Source organism: Ktedonobacter robiniae (genome assembly GCF_016587375.1).
GTDB classification, from domain to species: domain Bacteria; phylum Chloroflexota; class Ktedonobacteria; order Ktedonobacterales; family Ktedonobacteraceae; genus Ktedonobacter; species Ktedonobacter robiniae.
The window spans coordinates 62128-85272 of the sequence record NZ_BNJG01000004.1 but is presented as its reverse complement, the minus strand read 5'-3'; the positions used below and the strand labels follow the sequence as shown (position 1 = coordinate 85272).

Genomic DNA, 23145 nt, shown 5'->3' with positions numbered 1-23145 from the left:
GCTAGATGAGCGAGGACTTGGTGATCGGTATTGACGCCGGGACGGCTGGCATGCGCGCTGGCCTCTTTAATCTGCGAGGTCAGCCGCGCGGCTTTTGCGATCAGAGCTATCCCACGAGGTATCCACAGCCGGGCTGGGCGGAACAGCAGCCGTCCGACTGGTGGAGGGCGCTGGTTCAGGTGGTGCGTGGCTGCCTGGAAATTAGCCAGGCCAGGCCAGAGCAGGTCATCGGTCTGGCGGTCGATGCTCCATGCAATATTCTCTTCACCGATCAGAACGGCGAACCACTGAGCGCGAGCCTGATCTGGATGGATTTGCGTGCCACAGCCCAGGCTCAGATGCTGAGTATGACCGGCGATCCAGTGCTGCGCTATTGCGGCGGCGATGTGCCTGCCGAGTGGCCGGTTCCCAAGGCTCTCTGGCTCAAACAACAGCAGTTCAAATCCTGGGAGCAGGCTGCTTACCTGGTCGAACAAATGAGTTGGTTGACCCATCGCTTGACCGGCGTCCTGGCGATTCCGCTGAATAGCGCCGCCGCCAAGTGGCACTATCGCACCGCCGCCGACGCGGACTCTCCCACCGGCTGGCCAGAGCGCCTGCTAGTAGAGGTTGGTTTGGAGGATTTGCCTGAAAAAGTTCCCGGTCAACCACTTGCTATGGGCGCGAAGGCCGGCGAGCTGACGCGGCAGGCTGCCGGTGAACTGGGTTTGCCCGCAGGTATTGCTGTGGCTATGAGCGGAATTGATGCGCATGCCGGTATGCTTGGTTTGAATGTGCTAGCGCCGGGTAAGCTGGCGCTGATCACTGGTACTTCAACCTGCCAACTCGCGCAATCTGCTCGGCCAGTCTTCGACCACGGCCTGTGGGGACCATTTCAGGATGCGGTAATGACTGGAGAATGGACGCTGGAGGCGGGCCAGGCAAGCACCGGGGGTACCGTGCGCTGGCTGCTTGACACTCTGGGCGGCGCTCTACCAGTCGGCGAGGAGCGCTATGCTGCCGCCGATGCCGCCGCATCGGCGATCTCGCCCGGCGCGGAAGGGTTGGTTCTGCTGGACTTCTGGCAGGGCAGCCGCACGCCGATTAAAGATCCGCGTGCCAGGGGAACTATCTGGGGCCTGACGCCCGCTCATGGCCCCGGCCATCTTTTGCGCGCAGTCTACGAGGGCACCGCCTACGGCAATCGCCATATTCTCGATAAACTGAACGAATTGGGAGTAGCAACCCGGCAGATTGTGGCCTGCGGCGGAGGCACGCGTAGTTCGCTCTGGTTGCAAGTCCTGGCTGATGTCGCTGGCCTACCGATTACCCTGACTACGGTTCCTGATGCCGTCGCCCTCGGCAGTGCCATCTGCGCGGCGGTTGGCGCGGGCGCGTTCACCGATCTGCGTTCCGCCAGCCAGGCCATGGTTCATCCTGGACAGGTCGTTGAACCCAATCCCGGCGTGCGCGCCATCTATGACGAGGGCTATGCGCGCTACCGCGCAACCTACGCCGCGCTTGCACCTCTATTTCAGCAGGGATGATAGAATAGCGGTATCGCCCAAAATCAAGGGGAGAATTCGACAGTTATCAAAAATGTATGAAAACGAGGAAAATACTGCGCTAAAGCACTGACACTTACACATAAATCATGAAGGACGGAGAAGAGCGGCGAGATGAACGCCCTCCAAGACGTCCATGACCCGCATCCATCCAGAGGATTGTGTCACAAAGAGTACGCTCCCATACATCCTCAATGAACGCAAACACCTGCGCATGATGACCCGCTTGCGCATCTGGAGTCGATCAAGCGAAAGCTTCGCGCGGGAGTGGGATCGAGGCGGGCGTTGCGACTGGTTACCCGAGCTTTCGATACCTGGCTGGGGTCTTGCCGACTTCTCGCTTGAAGGCTTTGTGAAAGGCTACTGCCGATTCATAGCCGAGAAGCTCTGCGATCTTTTCTATCTCGACGTTGTCCTTGAGCAAGCGGGTTGCTCTGCTCATGCGCCAACGAGTGAGATACGTGATAGGGGGCTCACCCACAAGACGGGTAAAGCGAGCGGAGAAGACTGAGCGGGAGAGGGCCACTGCCTCTGCCAGTTCCTCGACCGTCCACCTCTGTTCGGGCGATTGATGAATCAGGCCAAGTGCTGTGTTGATAGACGGATCGCGGAGCGCCGCTACCCATCCGGGCGTCGATGCCGCTTGTTGCTCAACCCAGACCCGGATTATGTGAATAAAGAGCAGTTCGGTTAATCGCCTAAGCATCACCTGCGCGCCCAGTCGAGGCGTGGTCGCTTCACGTGCGATCAACTGCACAATCTCGGTGAAGCCCTGCACCGTGCGGCCCTGTTCTGCGGGAATATGAATCACTTGTGGCAAGCTGTGGAGCAAGGGAAAAGTGCCGGGATGCTCCACATGGAACGCGCCACAGAGGACACTCATCTTTGACTCATCGGACGCACCTACAAAGCCCTGATACTCGCGTTGCTCGTCATAGTTCACATGCAGGACTTGCGTCAGAGGTGAAGTCAGTTCGTCACAGATCGAGTGCGCGTGCCCGAAAGGGAAGAGCAGGACAGCTCCCTCTTCGACTCGCAGAGGCGTAGGGTCCCCTTTGAAAGAGAGATAGCCACTCCCAGAGCCGAGCAAGTGAAAGATCATATCTTGACTGGCCGCAAAGTCATAGCGCCAGGGAGGCGTAAGCTCCCTGCGCGCAGAGATCCACCCTTTCAATTCGAGTACACCCAGTACATCGGTGAGCACATCCATGCCATTCTCCTCTTTTGAGACGATCAGACAATTATTCAAGACAATTTAGCATAGATTGCCTCAGCGTTCAAGGGTATACTCTGCCTATCGAGAAGATCACTTGACCTCGCAATAGTCGCTACCTTTGGGATCTGATCATGAGACCGCGGCTCAGCGTAGAGGAAACAGTGACCTAGTTACTTCTTCAAGAGTAGAGCGAAGCAGGGGAGCATGGTTCACATGAGAGGGCGAATCACAGAGGCACTTCTCTCTTCCTAGACCATGCGAACCCTGCTGGCGAGGAGGATATCATGATTCTTGTTACAGGTGCAAATGGCCTGGCCGGTTCTGCTGTCATTCGTGAGTTCGCACGAGTGCACGCCCCTGTCAGGGCGCTCGTCAGAAGTCGTACGAAGGCACAGGCATTAGAGGCATTCCCCACGGTAGAACTTGTGGAAGGTGACATGCTGCGCCCTGAGACGCTCGCAAACGCGCTCTCTGGGGTAGACCGCGTTTTGCTGATCTCCTCTCCCAACCAGCAGATGGTGGAGACTCAATGTACGTTCATCGATGCCGCCAAAAAGGCGGGCGTTCGCCATATGGTCAAGCTTTCCGGCGTGACGACGTCATTGGATTCGCCCTTTCTCTTTTCGCGGATGCACGCAGAAATCGGGCGCTATCTCGAACGCTCCGAGCTTGCCTGGACCTACTTGCGTCCCAGCCAATTCATGACGGAGTATTTGCGGGAAGTGCCCACCATCGTCACCGAACGTGCGTTTTTCCTTCCTTTCGAGGATGCAAAGCTCACCCCCGTGGATCTGGAGGACATCGCGAAAGCCGCTTTTGCGCTGCTGACCACACCAGGGCATGAGAGCAAGACCTATATGATGTCGGGTCCAGAAGCACTGAGCATGACAGAGATTGCCGAACAGATCTCCCTTGCCATTGGCAAGACTATACGGTATGTCAACGTCTCTCCGGAAGAAAGGAAGCGAGCACAGCTCGCGGCAGGCATTCCCGCCTATGTCGTAGACGCGCTCGATGTGCAGTCAAGATTGCGTCGGGAGGGCAATGGTGAAGAAGTGGTGCATCCTGAGACGCACATCGCGTTGGGCATTCGTCCCACCACCTTCGCCGAGTTTGCGCGTCGCCATGCCACCGATTTTCGCAGGGAATCGGACCGCTTCGAAGGAGCGTAGGGAATGGCTCAAAAAGAGGGCTTTTCGGAATTTGACGTGGTTGAGCCGTGAAGTCGGGGCCATAGACGCTTGATCGAGCATCAGGCTGCTGGAACGACCTTGCTTTCTGGATCGAGGCTCGTTCAGACTGCGTTGCATGGGGTGCTCTGTCAGAGCACCCGGCTCGGTCTGACGCTCGTCTCAAGCGAGAGGAGCGAGGCTCCAGGAGAGAAAGAGATAATAAGCCCATACATGTTTTTTTACGAAAGGATACCAGGAGGTTCAAAAGGAGTTTGCTATGAATGAATCAAGTCAGACACGGCGTTTACGGGACAAGAATGTGGTCGTCATCGGAGGCAGCAGGGGGCTGGGGCGCAGCATTGTGGCTGCGGTGTATGCTGAGGGCGCGCAGGTGCTTGCCGTTGCGCGAAAAGCCGAGCCGCTCAAGCAACTTGCCGCGGCATTTCCGGGTGTACAGGTCCTCGCGCTGGACGCGACGGAGGAGGGTGCTCCTGCAAAGGTGTTTGAGACGCTTGCGCCAGATGTCCTCATCATTTGCGCGGGTGCTATCCCTCATATGGCACCCCTGGTGGAGCAAACATGGGAGCACTTTTCCCGCAACTGGAATAGCGATGTGAAGCTGTCCTTGCTCTTCTCTCAGGCCGCCTTGACCTCACCACTGCCTGCGGGGATGACCGTGATCCTCATTTCCAGCGGCGCGGCCATGGGGGATTCGCCGCTTTCAGGCGGCTATGCAGGAGCCAAGCGCATGCAGATGTTTCTGGCGAAGTATGCTCAGAAGGAAGCCGATCGCTTGCATCCTGGTTTGTGGTTCCTGGCGCTGGTGCCCGCAGGGATGATGCCTACGACCGAGCTGGGAAGAGTGGGGGTCGAAGCCTACGCTTTCTCTCTGGGCATTTCACCGGCCGACTTTATCGAAAACATGAGAGCGGCGCCGACAACAGAGGACGTCGCCCGTGCGGTTGTCGAGTGTGCAAGCGATCCGCAAGAGAGAGCAGGAAAGGCGTTTCTGGTTTCTGGTGCAGGGGTCAAACCGGTATCGTAAGTCCGCTCCAACCACTTCTCGAATCTTGCTCTTGTTTCTGATATCCCTGGAAAAACGCAACTTTGGAGTTGCCCATCGCGGGTTTTTCTGGTACACTCTCTAATAGGCAACCCTCGGGTTGCCTATGTAAAAAAGACTGCGCATTTTGCGTTACCTGAGAGGAGACCCAATGACTCTTTCTGATCGTATCGAACGAACCATGCTTTTGCCCGTCCCGCGTGAGCGTGTCTGGGATGCCGTCACGAAACCAGAACAGCTTGCCCGTTGGTTTGGGGTGGTGAGTGACATGGATTTTCGCGTAGGTGGTGCCATCCAATTTACCTGGGAAAATGAACCATGCCCCTATCCTGGCGTGATCGAGGTCATTGAGCCAGAGCAGCGTTTTGCCTTTCGTTGGCCTTCCTATGCTGTTAGCCATCCCAGGCTCACGTTTGCCACCGCACCCAGTACGTTGGTGGAAATTACCCTGGAAGAACGAACCGAAGGGACCCTCTTGACGCTGGTCGAGTCGGGGTTTGCTTCCCTGCCTCAGCCTGTTCCAGCAAAGGAAGCCTATCGCGACAACTCTGATGGCTGGCAAGAGTGCCTGAACGGGTTGCATGCCTACCTCCAGAGCCAGGAAGTCGTATAGTCCTGGCCCGAAGGTGCTTACTTGTTGAAGGTGATGCGGAAGAGCATCTCGCCCAGAGGAGAGGAGAAACAGGTGATGAGCGATTCACAGACGCAGCGAGTCTTTCTGGCTCTGGCTGATCCCACGCGTCGTCTCTTGCTTCAACAATTATGCGAAGAAGGCTCAGGGACAGCAGCGAGCTTTGCCACCCGTTTGCCCATCACGCGTCAAGCAATCATCAAGCACCTGGTGACCTTAGAGCAGGCTGGTCTCGTGACGGCCTGCGAGACGGGTCGGGAGCGGCGGTATGTGCCACGGCCAGAGGCATTGCAGGCCGTCACGACCTGGATTGGGGCCATTGAAGCCCAATGGGATCAGCGTCTTGCTGCTCTGCGGAGCTATCTGCTTGAGGAACCAGGCACATCCTCCGCGCAGGAGCAAGAAACCAATGCCAGAGCGAATACCCAAAAGGAGATGTCGTAATGGAACATTGCTCAATCAGCTTGTTGCAAGCTTTTCGGGCAGGGAAGAACCCTTATTTTACAATACACCATTATCACAGGATGACAACATAGAACGATCTCAATTGCATTTGGAAGAGAGCAAGGTCAGAGAAGTTTTTTTCTTTCTCTGCCAAGAGAATAGATCTCGTTGTAACTTGCAAGGAGAGAACCATGAGTCATCCCGCATTCAAGAGGAATAGGAAAGAAGGAGTACAAATCATTATGAACATCACAGGCAAAACAATTTTGATAACAGGCACCAATCGCGGCCTTGGGAAGGCACTGGTTGAGGAAGCCTTGAGGAGAGGCGCGAAGCGGGTGTATGCCGGTGCGCGTGTACCAATGGAACATTTAGATAAGTGCGTCACGCCTTTGACCCTGGATATAACGAATGCGGCCCAGATTCAGGAAGCGATCGAGAAGGTCAAATCCCTTGATATCCTCATCAACAATGCCAGTATTGCGCTTTCTGACGACTTGAGCGATCGGACCGCGATCGAACAGCATCTCGCCGTCGTCTTCTTCGGCACATATGACATGACCCAGGCCTTCCTTCCGCTCCTCACTCGTTCTCAGGGAGCCATCGTCAATGTCCTATCCGTGGCAGCCTTGGCCGCCTTGCCGGTCGTTCCGCCTTACTCAATCGCAAAGGCAGCCGCGTTCAACCTGACACAATCACTACGCGCTTTGTTGGCTGGACAGGGCGTAAGCGTTCAAGCCGTCCTACCTGGACCCATAGATACCGAAATGTCCCGATCTCTGGACATACCGAAGGCCTCTCCAGAGTCCGTCGCGCGAGCTATCTTCGACGGAGTGGAGAAGGGAGAGGAAGAAATCTTTCCCGACCCCATGTCTGGGTCCTTGGCAGAAAGCTGGCGTAGCGGTGCGGTCAAGGAGCTTGAGCGCCAGAATGCGACCCTCGTAGCTGTAGAGGAGCACAAGTCATGAGCAAATTGCCAGCCACCCGGCGAGACTACGAGAGCATTCATCGTACAGCCCTGACACTCTGTATCATTGGTGAGACCGATGAGCGGACCAGGGCTCTGATCCCAGGATGGGCGGGTGCCGTGTTCCCTGGAGATGTTGGGGCATATGCCCTCATTGGCACCTTGGAGACCATTCGCCAGCGTCTAGCAGCCTATGAGGCTGCTGGTGTCCAGGAACTCGTGATCTGTCTCCCTGATGCAACGCATCTGCATTCGGTTCGCCACTTCGCTCGAGCTTTCATCATGTAGAGTAGACGTATTGAGATACGGTTGTATGCTCGTTTTGCGATGAGCAGCGTTTTTCGGTATCAGAAATGAAACGTTGATCCGGGGGCATGGTTCAGAACAGGCCCCTGGAGAGCCCGGGGCATTGTTTCTGAACAGAAGACAGACACGAACAAGAGAAGGCAAGGACATGAAAAACAATTCAGACGACATAAAAAATCATCTCATTGTTTCACACGAGGAATGGCTTTCCGCACGAAAAGCTCTGCTTGCCAGAGAAAAGGAGCTCACCCGGTTGCGGGACGAATTGAGCCGGCAGCGGCGTGCCATTCCCTGGGAAAAGGTGGACAAACGGTATGTCTTTGAGGGACCGGACGGCCAGCAGACCCTGGCCGACCTCTTTGAACAAAGGAGCCAGTTGATTGTCTATCACTTTATGTTTGCTCCCGAATGGGATGAAGGGTGCAAGAGCTGCTCGTTCTGGGCCGACTCGTTCAATGGCAGTGTGGGGCACCTCAAGCAGCGGGACGTGAGCTTTGTGGCCATTTCCAGGGCACCTCTGACCAAAATCGAGCCGTTCAAACAGAGAATGGGATGGAGCTTCAAATGGGTTTCCTCATTCCACAACGATTTCAACTACGACTATCAGGCGTCATTTACCTCGGAGGAAGCCAGCAGTGGGACGGCGTTCTACAACTATGTGAAAACGAATCCCGGCTCCCTGGATCGTGAGGGGGCCAGCGTGTTCTACAAAGACGAGAGCGGCGCGATCTTTCACACCTACTCGTGCCACGCGCGGGGAATCGATATGCTGAACGCTGCTTACAACTATCTCGATCTGGTTCCGAAAGGGCGAGATGAGGAGAGCCTGGAATTCACACAGGCCTGGGTTCGATACCACGACAGATACAAGAGCTGAACACACAGACACTGGTTTGGGAGCTGCCGCGCCCTTATGTTCATACACAAATGATTCCTGATTCCATTTTTAAAGTGCATTAAGGTGCGACAGCGTTCCTTGAGGAAGGAGAATATGAGATTACAACGAGAACGTACTGTTATCCTCACGCTGCTGGCCCTGGTTGTTGCATCGTGGGCGATCCTGATCTGGCAGTCCTGGACAACACAGGGGATGGACGGTGGTTTGACCATGGGCATGGAGGCCGCGCCATTCCTGGCGATCTGGGTCGTGATGATGGCAGCCATGATGGTTCCTTCTGCTCTTCCCGTGATCCTGGCCGTTGCACGAGTCCAGCGTGACATGGGAAGCGAGAGAGCCGCCTTTGCGCCCCTGTGGGTCTTCGTTGGCGCGTACTTGCTGGTCTGGACTCTCTTCGGAGGGCTCGCGTATCTCGGCGCTCTCGTCGCATCAGATCTGGCCCAGCAGGTTCCCTGGATCATGATGAACGCAGCCCGCATCGGTGGTGGCATCCTCGTACTGGCTGGAATCTACCAGATGACATCCCTCAAGCGTGACTGCCTGGCGAAATGCCGCGTACCTCAGGATTTCATCCTCGGGAAAGGATACTCCGCCTCTTTTCGGATGGGGTTGAAGTATGGCATCTATTGCCTGGTAAGTTACTGGTTGCTCTTCGTCCTTCTTTTCCCCCTGGGGATCATGAACATCGCAGCCATGATGGGGCTTTCGATCCTGATCTTCGCGGAAAAATGCTTTCCGTTGGGAGCGCGCATCGCCCAATTCACGGCGCTGGCCTTGATTCTCTATGGCATGCTCGTGATCATTTTGCCCGCTATGCTTCTTATGAATGGAGCAGGGATGTAATGTTTGTACGCAATGTCGAGAGGATAATGGCGCGTGACTGGAGCACCTACCTCTCTGCTCCGATTTTCAGATACAAACGTATACTTGCATGCGTTTGTATCTGAAAATCGGAGCAGAAGCCCTTTTTCCACTCCAGGTAAATCCAGCCTCCAAAATCCAAAAAAAGAGGCTTCTATAGCCTCCGTTGAGAACAGGCGGCGTCCCCACCCCCGCTTTTTGAGCAAATGGGATATGCACCATCTCGTTGCGCAACCTATGGGACATAGAGGGTCTCCTTGAGGGATTGGAGTTTGTTCTTCCTTCTCAAAGAGGCACTTTTTTCTAGTTCGCTACAGGCGAGCAGTTCATTGTCCATCGCGCGTAATTTGAGGCAGCGGATCAAAACGGAAGACGGGACAGCGTGGCGCTGCCGCTGCGAAGGTTTCTGGATCACCGGGCAAGCTGAGCAGCTTTTCGAAGTATTTAACACCATGTGGAACCTGGCGGGGAAATTCGCCCAAAATAGGCCCTCGCTCTTCGACAGGTAGTTCGACCACAGCCACCTTCTCTTTCTTCCAGCCACGTCGCAGCGTCCCCCATCCAACTTTGCGGGCATTCTTCACCCACTGCGTCTCAAAGCCAGTGACCACGTAACGCTGGCCATTCACGTGCAACACCGAGACTGGTGTGCTGCGCATTTTCCCGGTCTTGCGGCCCGGTATGGAAAGGATATACCAGGTCCCAAAGCCAATCCCAAGATGGTTGAGGGCAATAATCAAGCGATTCATAACTTTGAGCCATTGAGGTAAGGTAGGTTGAGTGGACATTTGCGCTCCTTTCATGACAGTGTGGATGTTTCGCCAGAGATCTCACCCGCGGTGATGCGCTTCTTCAGTTGTTGTGCCCATGCTCGCTCGAGCTCCCACTGCTCTTCCACTGTCGCCATCAGATCGAGTGCCGTCGTACTTAACCACTTGCTTGACGTATCGCGCTTCATGGAATTTCCTTTCATGTCCTCCGCTTCCTCACGCATATAGTGTGCGGCTGTCTGGCAGTAATAGAGGTAGTGATCTACCAGGAAGAGCTGATCCTTGGGTTGCAGAAACTCCAGGTGCAGCGCTTTCAGACGGAAAATGCGCTGATAGTTCCCAGGATTTGATGTGGTATCCATCATGAGTTGGAAAAAGCGCTCCCTGCCCGCAACAGTAATGGCGAAGACTCGCGCCGATCGCGTGGGCGGGAATGGCACCAGCGCTGGATCTCCCGGCTCAATCATCCCTCGACTTTCTAACTTTGTCAGCAGTCCTGAGAGCGATCCCCGACTGATCTTCTCCCAGGGTCCCATGATACTGTTGGTGATATCTGCAATGAAGTAGGCGTGTAAAGGCCACCTCATTAACAAAGCCAGCACAAGCAATTCATACATGTCATCCTCTTGTTTCTATTAGAACGTTCTATTAGAACTAATAAGATGAGCATATCTCAAAGACGGTTCTCTGTCAAGGGAAAATTGCCGCCCAATACTCAGTCGAGATCTCTACTTCGTGGAAGCTTTCTGTTCTGAATGGACTGCTTCTCTGACTCAGTATCAGGGTCTCGCGCCATAATTTGTTGCCGCGCATCTACAAGTAGACATCTGGCAAAAAGCCCCAGTTTAATAAGCCCTTCTGGGTGGAAAGGGACGGAGAAATCGAAGGTAGTCGACCTAGCACGTGCGGCGTGCGGAAAGCTGCGCCTGTGCCAACCTCCATCTTCAGATGAATATCTAGTTGCTGGGGATTGTCGATAATCCCGTCAGTGTTAACGTAGAAGGCATGGGCCTCTCGGTATTTGTCGGTATTTTGAAATGCACTCGACCCTACTATGAGCTTCCCACTGTGTGTATCACCCAACACAGTGCCATCTTTTGTTGAGACCACGATGTGCAGAACTGACACCTGATTGTGATCCGGGACACTGTTTTCATTCGCGAGGACCGTATGACCATCAGCGGCGATCAGGGTATTGCCGATAATCATACCAACTCGCAATCTGTGGTAAAATCAGAGAGGAAAAATGTCAAACCAGCCCTTGAAGCTCGCTGATGAAATAGACAATGTGGGGGTCACCCTTTCATTGGAAAGGGTGAATGTTTGTGCAGTTGTCTCAATGCGGCAGCTAACTCCTCACATTTCCTCCTATCTTGGTCTGAACCACACTTGCTCACTTCCTCTGTATTTGCTGCGACCAATACCTTTAGAAATTCCTCTGTATTTGCTGCGACCAATACCTTTAGAAATTGACATGTCAAGTGCCGGTATGTATCCCTTCTGTCTTGATCACAGATGTTACCATCTCTCAATTTGTTGAGAAGGAGAAAAGAAGTCATGTGTTATGATGACAGCGCTCGCCCTCCGTTGCCAGCAAGGGCCACTGGAAAGGCGCATGGTGAAGATATCGTCTTGACCGCTGCTGATGGCAATCATTTTGCTGCCTATTTTGCTCGTCCTGAAGCACCGGCAAAAGGTCAGGTGCTCATTTATCCTGATGTTCGTGGTTTGCATCAGTTTTACAAAGAATTGGCTCTGCGTTTCGCCGAGATTGGTCTCCCGGCTCTTGCCCTTGATTATTTTGGACGTACAGCAGGGGTAACCTCACGTCATGAAGGGTTTGAATGGATGCCACACATCCAATACATGCAACTGGAAACCTTCTTCTTGGATGTGAGGGCTGCGCTTGACTATTTACGCGAACAAGGGAACAAGGGAGAAGCGACCTTCCCGGTTGGCTTTTGCATAGGTGGGGCCTTCTCATTCTTGTCTGGTACGCAGCAAGCATTTGAGCTTGCTGGGGTGATTTCCTTCTATGGGGGTCTGCCGAAGGTCTTTCCTGAAGCAGGAGCCATGTTGGATCAGGTCGAGAACATAACGTGTCCCGTACTTGGCCTGTTTGGAAGCGCGGATCAGAACATTCCAGTAGAAACTGTGCGAACGCTCGAAGCGAGGCTCGGCGCAAGGGACCTGGAGAATCACATCATCGTGTATGAGGGTGCTCCTCATGGCTTCTTTGATCAACTTGCCAGCGAGTATGCAGCCATTTCTGCGGATGCCTGGAAGCAGATTCAGAACTTTATCGCAGCCCATCACTAAGGCTTTGATCACGAGAGACGGGATGTTGCTGATGAAGACTGCTCCCATGAGATTGAGAGCAGTCTTCGTCAGAGAGAAGAGCGCCAATGACGTGTTGCGCCACGCACATCTTCTCGTTGCGCATAAGGTGTCCGATAACGTTCCTGAGTATACTGTATCACGTAGAAGTATTGGAGGTGAACATGCCAACGCGCGCAGAAATTCGCGATGCCCTTCGTCGTTCACACGAGCAACTCTTCACTCACTTCCGGGCATTGACACCCGAAGAGTTGGAGTGCCCGTGTACAGAGAATGAGTTCCCTGGTAGCCCGCCCTGGCGGCCTAAAGATCATCTTGCGCATCTCGCGTTTATCGAGCGACAGTTTCAAGGGATGATCCGTCGAACTATCGAGGGGGACCCAGACCCACTTGGCTTTAACACCAGAATAGGCACAACGAAGCGGGACGAAGTGCTTGCCTGGGTTCATCGACAGAACCAGGCTTACGCCAAAGAACACGCTGATGACAGCCTGGAAGAGATCTTCGCCGACCTGTCTGCCACACGCCAGCAAAGCCTGGAACTGCTTGAGCAACTCACCGACGAGCAGCTTGCACAGCCCGTCCCTGGGGCCCCCTGGGCCGATGGAACCATTGGCGGAGTGTTGATTACCAATGCCACTCATGCAACCATACATACCTCCTGGACTGAGGAAGGACTCCACCGGCAGGCAGAACAAGGGACACGTGGGCTGAACAGGAGTTCCATTTCAGAATAGCTTGACCAGTTTGCTTGCCCAGGTTCTTTCCCTTTGAGCATCCAGTCACTAGACCCCATAGCTCCAGACATAACAGGAGTACATGGCTGGCGGAAACAATATCCTACCCCCGTGATCGTCTTCGAGTTTGAGGCGCAGGGTATGCAGGTAGACACGGATATAGTCGACTTCCTTATGATACCCTGCGCCCCAGACGGCATGGAGCAATGACTGATGGGTGAGTACCTTCCTCCCTTCACTCATGAGGGTAAGCAGCAAGGTACACTCGATGTGCGTCAAACGCAGCATTTGTTCTTCCATTGAACTGGATTCCTTTCTAAGGACCATAGAGAGATAAGCAGGCTACGTCTCATATATGCGGGGTAGCTACATCTGTCTCAGATAAGCAGAAGTGTTCCGGGGCATCCCTGGAACACTTCTGCTGTTTTATGCAGTTTATAGTAAATAAGGCGAAAGACGTATGCTATTGATGATCCTTGTGTTGCTTCTGCCTTTCTTTCAATCGTTCATGGTCATGTAAACAACCTTGATAATTCTTGGAAAGACTAGAAGTTGAGGACAACTGTTCCCTGCGTGAGAAAGGTCAGCAGTGTTTTTTCATCGACAACCGTTGCGCCCGCGACGAGAGGCCGTTTGCCAAGATCCATCTGCTGGACGTGGAACGAAGAAATCCAAAGCTGACCGCCAGCGTTTTGAAAATGGCGAAACAGTTCCACCGCCGAGAGCTTGTAAAGCATTTTCATTTCGCGCTCACGTTGTTCAAATTCGCCTGCCCTGGCAAGTTCTGCCCAGCGTCCATCCACGTAGAGGACGGTTCGTTTGTTCAGATCGACTGCCGCTACGGCCATTTTTAAAACCCTGACTAGCGCATTGGTCGTAGTCGCCTCAGTAAGCATCAGACAAATATTCTCTGCCATTTGAAAAAATCTCCTTTGTTTTAGTGTTCTTTACCAGAAGGTTCTTGCCTACCCAGGGGTGTTCCTTCGTCTCATGATTCTTCATTGATGAAAAGGCAACTGTTCCTTTTCATGGCACGATTGTAGCTTATGATCTTTTTCATACACAGTGTATTTTGCACAGTAAACGGGTAAGATAGCTCATATTGGCGCATTTTGTTGGTCTCCTGAAGCGCTCTTATACATCTGTATACTTTGGATGCCTCTTGCAGACTCTATGTGGGGAGCCATGTGTCTACGAGTTCTTCTACATAGGCTTGAAAGGGGCCAAAATGGGAGAAATGGTAACAAGCGCGAAGAGTCAGTTCCTCGAGATCAGATGGTCGCGTCCTCTGCCAGATGGGGCAATCCCTTCGAGTGTGACCATCTCCAAAGATTGTGCCAATCGCTACTTCATCAGCATCCTGGTTGAGGATGAGATTGAGCACTTGCCCTGCATCGAGACCTCGATACTTTCGGGCGGTTTTTGAGAATTACCCTCTCAGACGCCTGATTTTTGAACGTTTGGGCTACGATCAATCCGCACTTTGACCAAAGAAGCTGGGTCTTAACCTCAAGCAGTATTGTCGAGTGGGGAATGAGCACTATTTTAAGGGCATTTTTGGCCGCAAGTGGGGAATACCATTTTTATGCCCAAAAATTTAAGTGAACGGTCAGAATCTAAGATTTGGTCTCATATTTTGGCTTGCATGTTGTGCAGGTTCGCATAGACGCCATTCAGGGCGATGAGTTCTGCATGCGTCCCCTGCTCAGCGATCCCGGTCTCAGATAACACCACGATTCTCTGAGCATTGCGAATGGTTGACAGACGATGGGCGATGACAAGCGTTGTGCGATTGTCGGCTAACTTCTCCAATGAATCCTGCACAGCCTTTTCACTTTCATTGTCTAGCGCACTCGTTGCTTCATCAAAAATGATAACCGGGGGATTTTTGAGGAAGACGCGCGCGATGCTCAGCCGCTGCTTTTGCCCGCCTGAGAGTCTGACGCCACGTTGACCAATGTCTGTGTTATACCCATCTGGTAACGCCATAATAAAATCATGCGCGTGCGCCTGTTTGGCCGCGTGAATGATTTCTTGCTCACTGGCGTCAAGCTTCCCGTAGCGAATATTGTCTGCGACCGTCCCAGCAAACAGATAGACATCTTGCTGGACAATGCCGATATTCCTGCGCAATGAGCGCAAGGTAACATCGCGGATATCATGCCCATCCAGCAGGATCTTTCCCGCGCTGACTTCGTAGAAACGCGGAATTAACGAGCAGAGCGTCGTTTTGCCTACGCCGGAAGACCCGACCAGGGCAACGTATTCCCCGGCTCGTATTCTCAGCGAGAGGTTCTTCACAACATCCTTATAGTCTTCTTTGTACCTAAAGCTGACATCTTGAAACTCCACCTTCCCTCGCACTCGTGTCAGTTCACGCGCATTCGCTGCATCTTGCAGATCCGGTTCTATTTCCAGAATCTCCATAAACCGCTGAAATCCGGTAATGCCATCCTGATAGAGCCTGCTGAAATTGATTAATTTTCGAATGGGGTCGATGAGGATGCCGACACATAAGAGATAGGTCAGCAAATCCGCCAGATTCAAGGAGACGTGAACAATAGCGATGCCGCCCAAAACGATCACAGTGATGGTAATGAGTTGGGCAAACGCACCCAGGCCGCCGAAAAAATACGCCTCACTTCTATAGCCATCTCTGCGGCTGGTGAGAAAACGATGATTGGCGTGGGCAAACTTGTGTTTTTCAAACTCTTCGTTGGTAAACGATTTGACCACTCTGACGCCTGCCAGTGTATCTTCAACTTGCGCATTGATATCGCCAATCCTATCCTTGCTGCTACGTAACGCGTGTTTCAGCTTTTTATTGAAGTATAGCGCGTAGACAGTCATGATCGGCAAAAAGAGAAAAATAACGAGGGTAAGCGCAACGTTGATCTTCACGAGGATAATAAAAGCGCCAGTGACGGTCAAAAGGGTCACGACGATATCCTCAGGGCCATGATGATATAACTCGGCCAGCCAGAAGGTATCGTCGGTAATTCTGGTCATGAGTTGGCCTGTCTTTTGTTCATCATAAAAGCTAAACGAGAGCTTCTGATAATGTTCGAACAATTCGCTACGCATGTCACTTTCCATCCTGGCACCCATCATATGCCCCTGAAAGTCGATGAACATGGTACACAGTGTATGGACAGCAATCAGCGCCAGCATGAACGCGCCCATTAGATAGATGTCATGGAGCTCGTGGGGCGAATTGCCTCCTAAGATGTTTTGCGTGATATATTGCGCGCATAACGGGAGCAGCAGTGTAATCGCTGAGACGACCAATGCACAGGCCATATCCGCGAAAAACAGACCCATGTACGGTTTGTAGTACGACAAAAACTTTTTGCCGCGTGTACGAGCTGGCTTGGTGGCGCCGGATTTGGAACCAGTTCTGGCCAAGGGAAGACGCTTCGTCGAGGGCTGAGCCGACGGTTTTTTCGTCATCGAATCGGTTGAATGCAAAGTGATGCTCCTCAAAATGGTATTCGGTAAGCGCAAAATGGCACAAGTAATCCTGCTCCAACCCAAAACAAACGAGCGGAGTCAGGGGTGAGGATGCGCGACAGAGAACACCAGCATGAGAGGGAAGAGGGTGAAAGGCCAGATCACTGAAACGGAAATATGGCTCAGGGAGATCGAAAAGAGGACATGTTTGCTTATGAGCGAGAACAGTAGAACACGAAAGACTATCTCAGCGTCTACGTTCTCAGAACATCCTCGATGGAACTCCAATCCTTCATGTCAGGCATCGATGTTGCGCGATATGCGCTTGTAAGCATCACTGCACCTCCTTTCTGAACTGGCGGCGCGAAGAAAGACACGCCAAAGACAATAACGTACAGGGCGATGATATCATATGGGAAGTACCCGGTCAACTACGCTCTCACCGTTCAACTTCAATGGTAGGCCGAAATGACGAATCATCGGCGGGCCGAACATAGATCGCAGGAGAGAAACCCAGAAGGGTTAAAATCTGCTGCTGAAGAGAAGAAAGAGGCGTGACGTGCCGCTGGAGCAACCCAGGAGCAGACATGGCTGTCAAGGTGATACTGCTGAATGCCTCCAGCAGCCGTTCGGCAGTGGGCTGAGCGATGCGGCGTTTGGGATTGCCTGCAAATAGACCTGCCAGTTCCTCGTGCTGTTCGGCCAAACGCCGACGGGCCACCCCTTCCAACAAGGTCAGTACCCGCAACGCAAGGGTGAGCAAGCGCACCAGCCCAATGCGGTGATCATCGCGTTGCACATGCAAGGGAGCCAGGCTCAAAGGATGGCCTTTGAGGCGGCTGAAGTTGCGTTCCACCAAATATTCATCGCGATAGACTTCGACGGCCTGTTCCAGACTCAAGTGCTTCGCCTCTTGATTGGTGGCATACACGCGCCAGCTCAGGTGTGAGAGCGCCTCGGTGATCGCCTCCTCGTCGCGGGTAACAATCAGCGTGAAGGTGATCTCGCGGCGTTCCTCTCTCAGGCGTCCTCGATAGGCTCGCACAGGCTGCACATGTTCGTGTTCGCTGATCAAAACGTGTAGCACATGCTTTCGCGTTTGGCTTCTCCTTTTTCCTCGCTCTCACAATCGTACAGGCTCTAAAAGGCTATTTAGGAGCTTTCAACTAAGAGCGTGGCAGAAAATCCAGCACAAGATGGTTGAATTCATCAGGTCGCTCCATGTTTGGAAAGTGAGCAGTGCCAGCGAGAATGATACACGTGGCATCCACAATCTCGGCAGCCAACAGTTCGCCACTTTTGACGACGTTAGGATCATCTAAATCCCCGATGAGAACAAGAGTAGGAACACCGATTTCCTTGAGCCGAGAGATGGCTGGGGGCTCCAGGGGCTGTTCATCCTCTGAATGTTCAAAATTGCGCTCCCAAATCATCATATTCATGGCTCTCACTCGTTCTCGTACGAGACGATTGACTTGATCAGGGGAGCGATAAGGGCCATCAACCCAGAGTCGGAGCTGCCCTTCACAGCCTCGCATGGCATCAGAACGAAGTCTCGCTTCTTCAATCTCATTCCAGAGGGGGAAAAGTTCACCATCATAGGTAAATTCATACCCACCAGGTGTGGCAGTCACCAGGATAAGACCATCAATCATACCCGGGTATTGGAGCACAAAGTCGATCACTGTGACACTTCCTAGCGAGCACCCCACCAAAAAAGCGTGGGATATGCCAAGGAAGGTGAGCAAACCATAGAGGTCTTGTGCGTGAGAAAAAGGTGAAGTTCCTTGAGATGATTTGCCATAGCCACACATGTCGTAGTGAATAACTTGGTAATGTTGCGCGAAAACCTGCACTTGCTCATCCCACATACGCCGATCTGTCATTCCTGAATGAACGAGGACAAGGGGATGTCCAGCTCCAGTCATCTCGTAGAAGATGCGGGTTCCATTGATACAAGCTTCGCCCGTTGTGTGGTGAACATCAGCCAAAGGAGCTTTCTCGCTTTCCATATGAGTGACAATCGAATGCTGCCTGCTTAACATTTTTTTCTTCAGGTTAGCAGATCGAAATGTCTCTGTCTAGATGTGTCTTCGTGGAAGGATCACGCCTGGAATGGCTCAGTAGTGAGGCAGAAGTGCTTGTACCGCGAGCCCGTACCCAGGATGGGCCAGCTACGCTGACGCCCTGTGGCTACCCCTTGATCTTCCAGGGTCGATCAAGCTCCTCCAGCTCATCCGATCCAACGGCAACCCGGACTGGGCTGATCACTGCTTCGCTGATCTGCTCGCCCGACCCACGAAGTGGACAACGAGCTTGACGAAGCGCTGAGTACAATGCTTCAAGCAGGCACGTCGATGTTGCCGTCGACTCCAGTCTCTCCAGGCCATTCCACTGACACTGCTCGCGTAGCGGACCGGGACGGCAACTATGGATGCTGGCTGCATAGACCACGCGCAAGCTACTATCAGCTTCCCTGTGCTGCTCGTGTGCCACCAATGATTGGCTTGCTGGACAACGCAGAGTCCCATCTGGTTGGAGGGCAAAGTCTTGCCCAGAGAAGCGGCCCGCTTTCCAGGGCAGAGCGACTTCTGCCGGTCCGTACCCCTGAACAAGAGCCTGTGTGGGAGCTTCCTTGTGCGCAGATGGGAGAGCAGGAGCAAACTCGGTGGTGCGCACCGGATCAGGATGCAGCTGATGGCCCGACTCCAAGCGGAGATTCCAGAGCCACTGGGAGATGATTTGCCAGCACTCCTGGCCCGGTGCTGTATGGCTGACCCAACGGGCGGGGTCCTGTTCCTGGTCTTCATCGGAGAGCGCCGTTTCAAAGGCACCGCGATGCAGATACAGCGTCACCACATCACTCGCCGCGAACGCGCTCTGAGGGAGCTGGGTCACAAACATTCATAGACGAGGTAATGGCTCCCCTGCCAGTCGAACAGCCCGCCTGACTGCTCTTCTTTTCCTAGAGGGCGAGCCAGCAGATCGTTGAGAAACAGCGTACGCAGAGAATCGACTGTGCTCTGATCCAGCGCGGCGAGAAAACGGCTGAGCGTCGCACGGGCTGGCAAGCGATCGCGTCCAAAAAGGGCCATGAATGGGATTGCCCAGGATTGAAGATGCTCAGCGCAACTCGTGAGCATAGGCAGAAAGTGTGGAAAAGATGACAGAAAGGATCTCTTGAAAGAAGATGAAGGGTGGTGGAAGTAGAGGACAATCATAACATTGTGTAACTCTTGCTAGCTATGTTTTACATGCTAAATTCACGTTCCGCATCAGTATTGGCCCGAAATAGGGAAAAATAATCAACCTAGGCTAAATCAGTGTCATATTGCAGAAGCAATAGTTAAGGATGCGGTAGAGTTACATTCCGTTAATGGCAAACGTTAAACGTTTGGAGGGAGGAAAGTGGTGAATGCTAGATTGTTTTCACAAACTCGCTGCCTTTGAACCTGATGGAGTGCAGGTGTTAAGTGTCTACCTGGATATGAGTCCGCATATGTCGGGGAAACAGCCATGAGGGCGCACATCTACCCCTGTACTCAGGAACATGTTACGTGAGATTGAGAGAACATCGTTGCCTCGTCATCCCGCGCTAGATGGCTTTCGCAAGGATGCGGAAAAAGTTCAACGTTACCTTGAAAACACCACGCCGAGCCCTGGTTACAAGGGGTTGTCATCTTCGCCTGTGACGCGCATGGGCTGGCGGTAAGTAGGATGCAGGAAACGCTTGGCGCGCGAACATGGGCAGGCCGATATCCTGATACTGGCGAACGATATCCCGCTGGACGAGAAGCAACGCAGCGAGCTTGTGCGCCGGGTCGCGAATACGGGTGCCCAGGTTTAGTCCGTAGAAGGCCATCCCGTCCTTCAGGCAATGGGAGGCGTGGGCGCACTGCTACGCCATCGTCCCCACTGGGTCTAGCCTACCCGACACCGGGAGTCTTGCACAGAGCACCAATGCCCCGCTCTCGCTTCAAGTGAGCGGATCAGTTCATTTGAAGCGAGTTGATCCGCTCGCCGTCCACATACGACTGTGTATCATCGAACATCTGCTCTATTGCGATGATGTACACAATACAGAAGATTAATAGCGTTTTCTAGCTAAGGGGGATTGCAATGAAGGTTTTGATGGTCCTTACCTCCCATGATCAGCTCGGCGACACTGGCAAGAAAACCGGTTTCTGGCTGGAAGAGTTTGCCGCACCCTATTATGTCCTGAAAGATGCTGGCGTCACAATAACACTCGCTTCACCAAAAGGCGGGCAGCCACCACTCGATCCGAAAAGCGACCTGCCCGAAAACCAGACGGAAACGACGAAACGCTTCCGCGCCGATTCTGCGGCGGCAACAGAACTTGCCCATACCAGTAAGCTCGCTGATATATCGGCGGACGATTTAGATGCCGTTTTCTATCCCGGCGGTCATGGTCCGATGTGGGATATGCCAGACAACCCGCACTCCATCGCGCTAATTGAGGCCCTAGTGAAAGCCAATAAGCCGGTTTCAGCCGTCTGTCACGCACCTGTCGCATTCATAAATGTACATGATGCTAATGGTCAGCCCCTAGTCAGAGGCAAGCACGTGACAGGATTTACCAATGAGGAAGAAGAAGCTGTGGGCCTGACTACAGTAGTACCATTTCTGCTAGAGGATAAGCTCAAGGAGAGAGGCGGCATCTATAGCAAAGCCAGACCTTTTGCGCCTTATGTGCAGATTGATGGCAAACTGGTAACGGGTCAGAATCCATCATCTTCGGGTCCAGCTGCGGAAGCGTTATTGCAGTTACTTCGCTCTGGTCAATCCGAAGCGACGGCATAAAGCTGGGGCATCTCCTCATCCATCCCATGCGCATTAAGTGAAGAGCCAATTAAATCGTTTCTGTAAATGCGAACTCTAGTGCTCGGCAATTGTACATTTGGACAGTCATAGCCTTCAATGACCGTCCAAATGTACAATTGCCGAGTTCCTGGTCAATCCGTTTAGCTTTTTAGGAAGGGAGTATGCTGGTGCGGGTTCCAACAAACTCTCGTGTAGGAAGTGAGGCATCTGTTCCGTTTTATCCTTCTCCGGTATCTGACACAACGTTCGTGTCCTTTTTTAACTTCGCCAGACATGTTTGATTGCGTCCGAGATGCTTGGCCTCGTACATGGCCTGATCGGCTGCGTTAATCAGGTCATCACGCGAAGCCGCCGTCTGAGGATAGGTCGCAATCCCCAGCGAACAGGCCACACGCAGATTTTTCTCAGAGGCAACCACCTGCTGTGAAACCTGCATCCGAATCATCTCAGCCACCTCGTGCGCCGAACGTAGATCTTGCCCTGGCAAAATCACTATGAATTCCTCGCCGCCCCACCGTCCCAAACAATCTTCCGAGCGCAAGATCGAGGCGACTCGTCTGGCCACCTGGCACAGGACCAGATCTCCCACTGCGTGCCCATACTGGTCGTTGATAGCTTTAAAGTGGTCGATATCCATGAACAGGACGGAGCACGGCGTCTGCTGGGCCTTGGCATGCGCCACTTCCTCATCAAGTCTGGTCACTAACGTCCGATGATTGAGCACGCCGGTCAGGGGATCAGAAGCCGCCAACGTGTCTAACTGCGCATTCTTCTCTCGCAGCTCTCGCTTCAATTTGTTCAATTCGTGTGTTGCTAGCACCTGACGCAGGACCAGCACAATCAGAATACTGGTGCCCCCAAACTCAATGACCTGTAACCTCGCGGGGGTGTACGCATTGGCGGGCTGGATCGCGAGAGACACCAGCAGTAGCGCAAAGATCAGTACCAGGATAGGCACCAGCCAGGTTTTCCACCGGGCAAAGACCTCCGTTTCCTCTAACAACACCGCAGGACCACGTTCCAAAGGCGCATCCTGGCTCAACACGCGCCGCATCCTTTGGGCTGCCGCAGCGATCAGGGTGAGACTTCCAAGCAGGCCAGGGGTTGGTCCGGTCGTGAGGCTCGCCTCTGTCGAATGCAAGAGATAGTGATAGACCACCACCTTACCAACCAGGAAAATGACCATGGCCAGCGTGAGCAGAGCGATGACCTGTCGGATACCCACATGGACCGTTTGGAAGGCGACGAACAGCAAGCAAAAGAGCGACACCAGGTTGGCGGTGACGAAGAGAATCCCCAAGGTCTTTTCCAGGAATGTTAGCCTGGGCTCGAAAAGCATGGGAATCATGATCACATAGCAATAGAGGGTCACGACCGTTGCTAGGATGATCAAGCTATCAAGCAGGATCCGCAGGCGCGAGAGCCGGGAGAGGTTTGGCGAGGGCAGAAGCAGAACCGCCGCAATGAAGAACGGATACACTCCCAATTCGAGCACATGAAAGAGGGTAGGATAGGTCGATGCCCGCTGGGTCCACATGGTCTCGGACACCCAGCCAAGGAGTGCAAGCGCAGCCCACAACGTGGTCATACCCAACAGAACCGGGATGAGATTCCCTCCGGTCCGCGTGCCAGTCCCAGGGGGACCGGACATGCGAAGCTGCCCCCATGAGCCGCGAAAACACATGAGCGCCAGGAACAGCGCGTACAAGACGCTTAAGGCGTCAAGGAGTTGGCCACCAAACGTCAGTCTGAACGGCCTGAGAAAAGAGAAAGCTCCCAAGACAAGGCTTCCCAGGAGGAGCCCCACAAATAGACGCCAGGAGATGTATGGAGTAGGAACAGGTATCTCGATATCATGCATGTCTTTTTCTCACCTAATGCATTAGGCCGTGAGCCTGAAATGACTC

23 protein-coding genes and 2 pseudogenes are annotated in these 23145 nt (G+C 53.3%); 13 read left to right on the top strand and 12 right to left on the bottom strand.

Going from position 1 to position 23145, the window contains the following annotated elements:
• Positions 1-5 precede the first annotated feature (5 nt).
• Positions 6-1526, top strand: a complete 1521-nt coding sequence (locus tag JMJ04_RS41395) for an FGGY-family carbohydrate kinase (protein WP_201376254.1) — start codon at positions 6-8, stop codon at positions 1524-1526.
• A gap of 313 nt (positions 1527-1839) precedes the next feature.
• Here the strand turns inward: JMJ04_RS41395 and JMJ04_RS41390 are convergent, their stop codons facing one another.
• Positions 1840-2754 carry an AraC family transcriptional regulator gene (locus tag JMJ04_RS41390; protein WP_201376253.1) on the bottom strand — a complete coding sequence of 305 codons (915 nt, stop codon included), beginning with the start codon at positions 2752-2754 and terminating at the stop codon, positions 1840-1842.
• 290 nt (positions 2755-3044) lie between these two features.
• Between JMJ04_RS41390 and JMJ04_RS41385 the strand changes: the two genes are divergently transcribed.
• The 8 genes from JMJ04_RS41385 (at position 3045) to JMJ04_RS41350 (ending at position 9084) form a co-directional block, all read left to right on the top strand.
• Positions 3045-3932 (top strand): SDR family oxidoreductase, encoded by an 888-nt coding sequence (locus JMJ04_RS41385; RefSeq protein WP_201376252.1) that lies wholly within the window; start codon positions 3045-3047, stop codon positions 3930-3932.
• Between the two features lie 277 nt (positions 3933-4209).
• Complete coding sequence (locus JMJ04_RS41380) at positions 4210-4977, top strand: SDR family NAD(P)-dependent oxidoreductase (RefSeq protein ID WP_201376251.1); 768 nt, start codon at positions 4210-4212, stop codon at positions 4975-4977.
• 169 nt (positions 4978-5146) lie between these two features.
• Positions 5147-5608 carry an SRPBCC family protein gene (locus tag JMJ04_RS41375; protein WP_201376250.1) on the top strand — a complete coding sequence of 154 codons (462 nt, stop codon included), beginning with the start codon at positions 5147-5149 and terminating at the stop codon, positions 5606-5608.
• 75 nt (positions 5609-5683) lie between these two features.
• Positions 5684-6070, top strand: a complete 387-nt coding sequence (locus JMJ04_RS41370) for an ArsR/SmtB family transcription factor (protein WP_201376249.1) — start codon at positions 5684-5686, stop codon at positions 6068-6070.
• A gap of 242 nt (positions 6071-6312) precedes the next feature.
• A complete protein-coding gene (locus JMJ04_RS41365; protein WP_201376248.1) occupies positions 6313-7038 on the top strand; it encodes an SDR family NAD(P)-dependent oxidoreductase in 726 nt (241 codons plus the stop codon).
• On the top strand, positions 7035-7325 hold the full coding sequence (locus tag JMJ04_RS41360) for a hypothetical protein (protein WP_201376247.1): 291 nt from the start codon (positions 7035-7037) through the stop codon (positions 7323-7325). Before JMJ04_RS41365 ends, JMJ04_RS41360 begins: the two co-directional genes overlap by 4 nt.
• A gap of 166 nt (positions 7326-7491) precedes the next feature.
• A complete protein-coding gene (locus tag JMJ04_RS41355; protein ID WP_201376246.1) occupies positions 7492-8220 on the top strand; it encodes a DUF899 domain-containing protein in 729 nt (242 codons plus the stop codon).
• Between the two features lie 114 nt (positions 8221-8334).
• Positions 8335-9084, top strand: a complete 750-nt coding sequence (locus tag JMJ04_RS41350) for a DUF2182 domain-containing protein (protein ID WP_201376245.1) — start codon at positions 8335-8337, stop codon at positions 9082-9084.
• A 344-nt stretch (positions 9085-9428) separates the two neighbouring features.
• Here JMJ04_RS41350 and JMJ04_RS41345 read toward each other — a convergent pair whose 3' ends face one another.
• From JMJ04_RS41345 to JMJ04_RS41335, 3 genes are all read right to left on the bottom strand, one after another.
• Positions 9429-9890: a PNPOx family protein gene (locus JMJ04_RS41345; RefSeq protein ID WP_201376244.1), complete on the bottom strand. Its 462-nt coding sequence runs from the start codon at positions 9888-9890 to the stop codon at positions 9429-9431.
• 11 nt (positions 9891-9901) lie between these two features.
• Positions 9902-10489 (bottom strand): PadR family transcriptional regulator, encoded by a 588-nt coding sequence (locus JMJ04_RS41340; protein ID WP_201376243.1) that lies wholly within the window; start codon positions 10487-10489, stop codon positions 9902-9904.
• A 196-nt stretch (positions 10490-10685) separates the two neighbouring features.
• Positions 10686-11081, bottom strand: a complete 396-nt coding sequence (locus tag JMJ04_RS41335; protein ID WP_201376242.1) for a hypothetical protein — start codon at positions 11079-11081, stop codon at positions 10686-10688.
• A 348-nt stretch (positions 11082-11429) separates the two neighbouring features.
• On the opposite strand from JMJ04_RS41335, the gene JMJ04_RS41330 reads away from it, so the two are divergent.
• Together JMJ04_RS41330 and JMJ04_RS41325 are read left to right on the top strand one after the other, a co-directional pair.
• Entirely contained in the window at positions 11430-12191 is a 762-nt protein-coding gene (locus JMJ04_RS41330; RefSeq protein ID WP_201376241.1) for a dienelactone hydrolase family protein, read from the top strand.
• A gap of 182 nt (positions 12192-12373) precedes the next feature.
• Entirely contained in the window at positions 12374-12946 is a 573-nt protein-coding gene (locus JMJ04_RS41325; RefSeq protein WP_201376240.1) for a DinB family protein, read from the top strand.
• Between the two features lie 48 nt (positions 12947-12994).
• On the opposite strand, the gene JMJ04_RS41320 is transcribed toward JMJ04_RS41325, so the two are convergent.
• Both JMJ04_RS41320 and JMJ04_RS41315 read right to left on the bottom strand, forming a co-directional pair.
• Positions 12995-13246, bottom strand: coding sequence for a winged helix-turn-helix domain-containing protein (locus JMJ04_RS41320; protein ID WP_236039064.1), 252 nt, complete (start codon positions 13244-13246; stop codon positions 12995-12997).
• 245 nt (positions 13247-13491) lie between these two features.
• A complete protein-coding gene (locus tag JMJ04_RS41315) occupies positions 13492-13863 on the bottom strand; it encodes a hypothetical protein (RefSeq protein WP_201376239.1) in 372 nt (123 codons plus the stop codon).
• Between the two features lie 344 nt (positions 13864-14207).
• Between JMJ04_RS41315 and JMJ04_RS41310 the strand changes: the two are divergent.
• A pseudogene (locus JMJ04_RS41310) lies at positions 14208-14354 on the top strand (RNA-guided endonuclease TnpB family protein); the annotation flags it as partial.
• Between the two features lie 221 nt (positions 14355-14575).
• Here JMJ04_RS41310 and JMJ04_RS41305 read toward each other — a convergent pair.
• The 5 genes and pseudogenes from JMJ04_RS41305 to JMJ04_RS41285 form a co-directional block, all read right to left on the bottom strand.
• Positions 14576-16267: an ABC transporter ATP-binding protein gene (locus tag JMJ04_RS41305; RefSeq protein ID WP_420799588.1), complete on the bottom strand. Its 1692-nt coding sequence runs from the start codon at positions 16265-16267 to the stop codon at positions 14576-14578.
• Between the two features lie 568 nt (positions 16268-16835).
• Positions 16836-17483: pseudogene (locus JMJ04_RS41300) on the bottom strand (IS1634 family transposase); the annotation flags it as partial.
• A 79-nt stretch (positions 17484-17562) separates the two neighbouring features.
• Complete coding sequence (locus tag JMJ04_RS41295; protein WP_201376237.1) at positions 17563-18387, bottom strand: alpha/beta fold hydrolase; 825 nt, start codon at positions 18385-18387, stop codon at positions 17563-17565.
• Positions 18388-18589: 202 nt separating this feature from the next.
• Positions 18590-19294 carry a hypothetical protein gene (locus tag JMJ04_RS41290; protein ID WP_236039056.1) on the bottom strand — a complete coding sequence of 235 codons (705 nt, stop codon included), beginning with the start codon at positions 19292-19294 and terminating at the stop codon, positions 18590-18592.
• Positions 19291-19491: a hypothetical protein gene (locus JMJ04_RS41285; RefSeq protein ID WP_201376236.1), complete on the bottom strand. Its 201-nt coding sequence runs from the start codon at positions 19489-19491 to the stop codon at positions 19291-19293. The genes JMJ04_RS41290 and JMJ04_RS41285 overlap by 4 nt, the downstream gene beginning before the upstream one ends.
• A 1024-nt stretch (positions 19492-20515) precedes the next feature.
• On the opposite strand from JMJ04_RS41285, the gene JMJ04_RS41280 reads away from it, so the two are divergent.
• Positions 20516-21217 (top strand): type 1 glutamine amidotransferase domain-containing protein, encoded by a 702-nt coding sequence (locus JMJ04_RS41280; RefSeq protein ID WP_201376235.1) that lies wholly within the window; start codon positions 20516-20518, stop codon positions 21215-21217.
• A gap of 238 nt (positions 21218-21455) precedes the next feature.
• Here JMJ04_RS41280 and JMJ04_RS41275 read toward each other — a convergent pair whose 3' ends face one another.
• Positions 21456-23099 carry a GGDEF domain-containing protein gene (locus JMJ04_RS41275; RefSeq protein ID WP_201376234.1) on the bottom strand — a complete coding sequence of 548 codons (1644 nt, stop codon included), beginning with the start codon at positions 23097-23099 and terminating at the stop codon, positions 21456-21458.
• Between the last annotated feature and the right edge of the window lie 46 nt (positions 23100-23145).

Bases quoted from the DNA above. Each gene is read 5' to 3' on its own strand.
- JMJ04_RS41395 (WP_201376254.1), top strand. From the start codon at position 6: ATGAGCGAGGACTTGGTGATCGGTATTGACGCCGGGACGGCTGGCATG.
- JMJ04_RS41390 (WP_201376253.1), bottom strand. From the start codon at position 2,754: ATGGATGTGCTCACCGATGTACTGGGTGTACTCGAATTGAAAGGGTGG.
- JMJ04_RS41385 (WP_201376252.1), top strand. From the start codon at position 3,045: ATGATTCTTGTTACAGGTGCAAATGGCCTGGCCGGTTCTGCTGTCATT.
- JMJ04_RS41380 (WP_201376251.1), top strand. From the start codon at position 4,210: ATGAATGAATCAAGTCAGACACGGCGTTTACGGGACAAGAATGTGGTC.
- JMJ04_RS41375 (WP_201376250.1), top strand. From the start codon at position 5,147: ATGACTCTTTCTGATCGTATCGAACGAACCATGCTTTTGCCCGTCCCG.
- JMJ04_RS41370 (WP_201376249.1), top strand. From the start codon at position 5,684: ATGAGCGATTCACAGACGCAGCGAGTCTTTCTGGCTCTGGCTGATCCC.
- JMJ04_RS41365 (WP_201376248.1), top strand. From the start codon at position 6,313: ATGAACATCACAGGCAAAACAATTTTGATAACAGGCACCAATCGCGGC.
- JMJ04_RS41360 (WP_201376247.1), top strand. From the start codon at position 7,035: ATGAGCAAATTGCCAGCCACCCGGCGAGACTACGAGAGCATTCATCGT.
- JMJ04_RS41355 (WP_201376246.1), top strand. From the start codon at position 7,492: ATGAAAAACAATTCAGACGACATAAAAAATCATCTCATTGTTTCACAC.
- JMJ04_RS41350 (WP_201376245.1), top strand. From the start codon at position 8,335: ATGAGATTACAACGAGAACGTACTGTTATCCTCACGCTGCTGGCCCTG.
- JMJ04_RS41345 (WP_201376244.1), bottom strand. From the start codon at position 9,890: ATGTCCACTCAACCTACCTTACCTCAATGGCTCAAAGTTATGAATCGC.
- JMJ04_RS41340 (WP_201376243.1), bottom strand. From the start codon at position 10,489: ATGTATGAATTGCTTGTGCTGGCTTTGTTAATGAGGTGGCCTTTACAC.
- JMJ04_RS41335 (WP_201376242.1), bottom strand. From the start codon at position 11,081: ATGATTATCGGCAATACCCTGATCGCCGCTGATGGTCATACGGTCCTC.
- JMJ04_RS41330 (WP_201376241.1), top strand. From the start codon at position 11,430: ATGTGTTATGATGACAGCGCTCGCCCTCCGTTGCCAGCAAGGGCCACT.
- JMJ04_RS41325 (WP_201376240.1), top strand. From the start codon at position 12,374: ATGCCAACGCGCGCAGAAATTCGCGATGCCCTTCGTCGTTCACACGAG.
- JMJ04_RS41320 (WP_236039064.1), bottom strand. From the start codon at position 13,246: ATGGAAGAACAAATGCTGCGTTTGACGCACATCGAGTGTACCTTGCTG.
- JMJ04_RS41315 (WP_201376239.1), bottom strand. From the start codon at position 13,863: ATGGCAGAGAATATTTGTCTGATGCTTACTGAGGCGACTACGACCAAT.
- JMJ04_RS41305 (WP_420799588.1), bottom strand. From the start codon at position 16,267: ATGGGTCTGTTTTTCGCGGATATGGCCTGTGCATTGGTCGTCTCAGCG.
- JMJ04_RS41285 (WP_201376236.1), bottom strand. From the start codon at position 19,491: ATGGCCCTTTTTGGACGCGATCGCTTGCCAGCCCGTGCGACGCTCAGC.
- JMJ04_RS41280 (WP_201376235.1), top strand. From the start codon at position 20,516: ATGAAGGTTTTGATGGTCCTTACCTCCCATGATCAGCTCGGCGACACT.
- JMJ04_RS41275 (WP_201376234.1), bottom strand. From the start codon at position 23,099: ATGCATGATATCGAGATACCTGTTCCTACTCCATACATCTCCTGGCGT.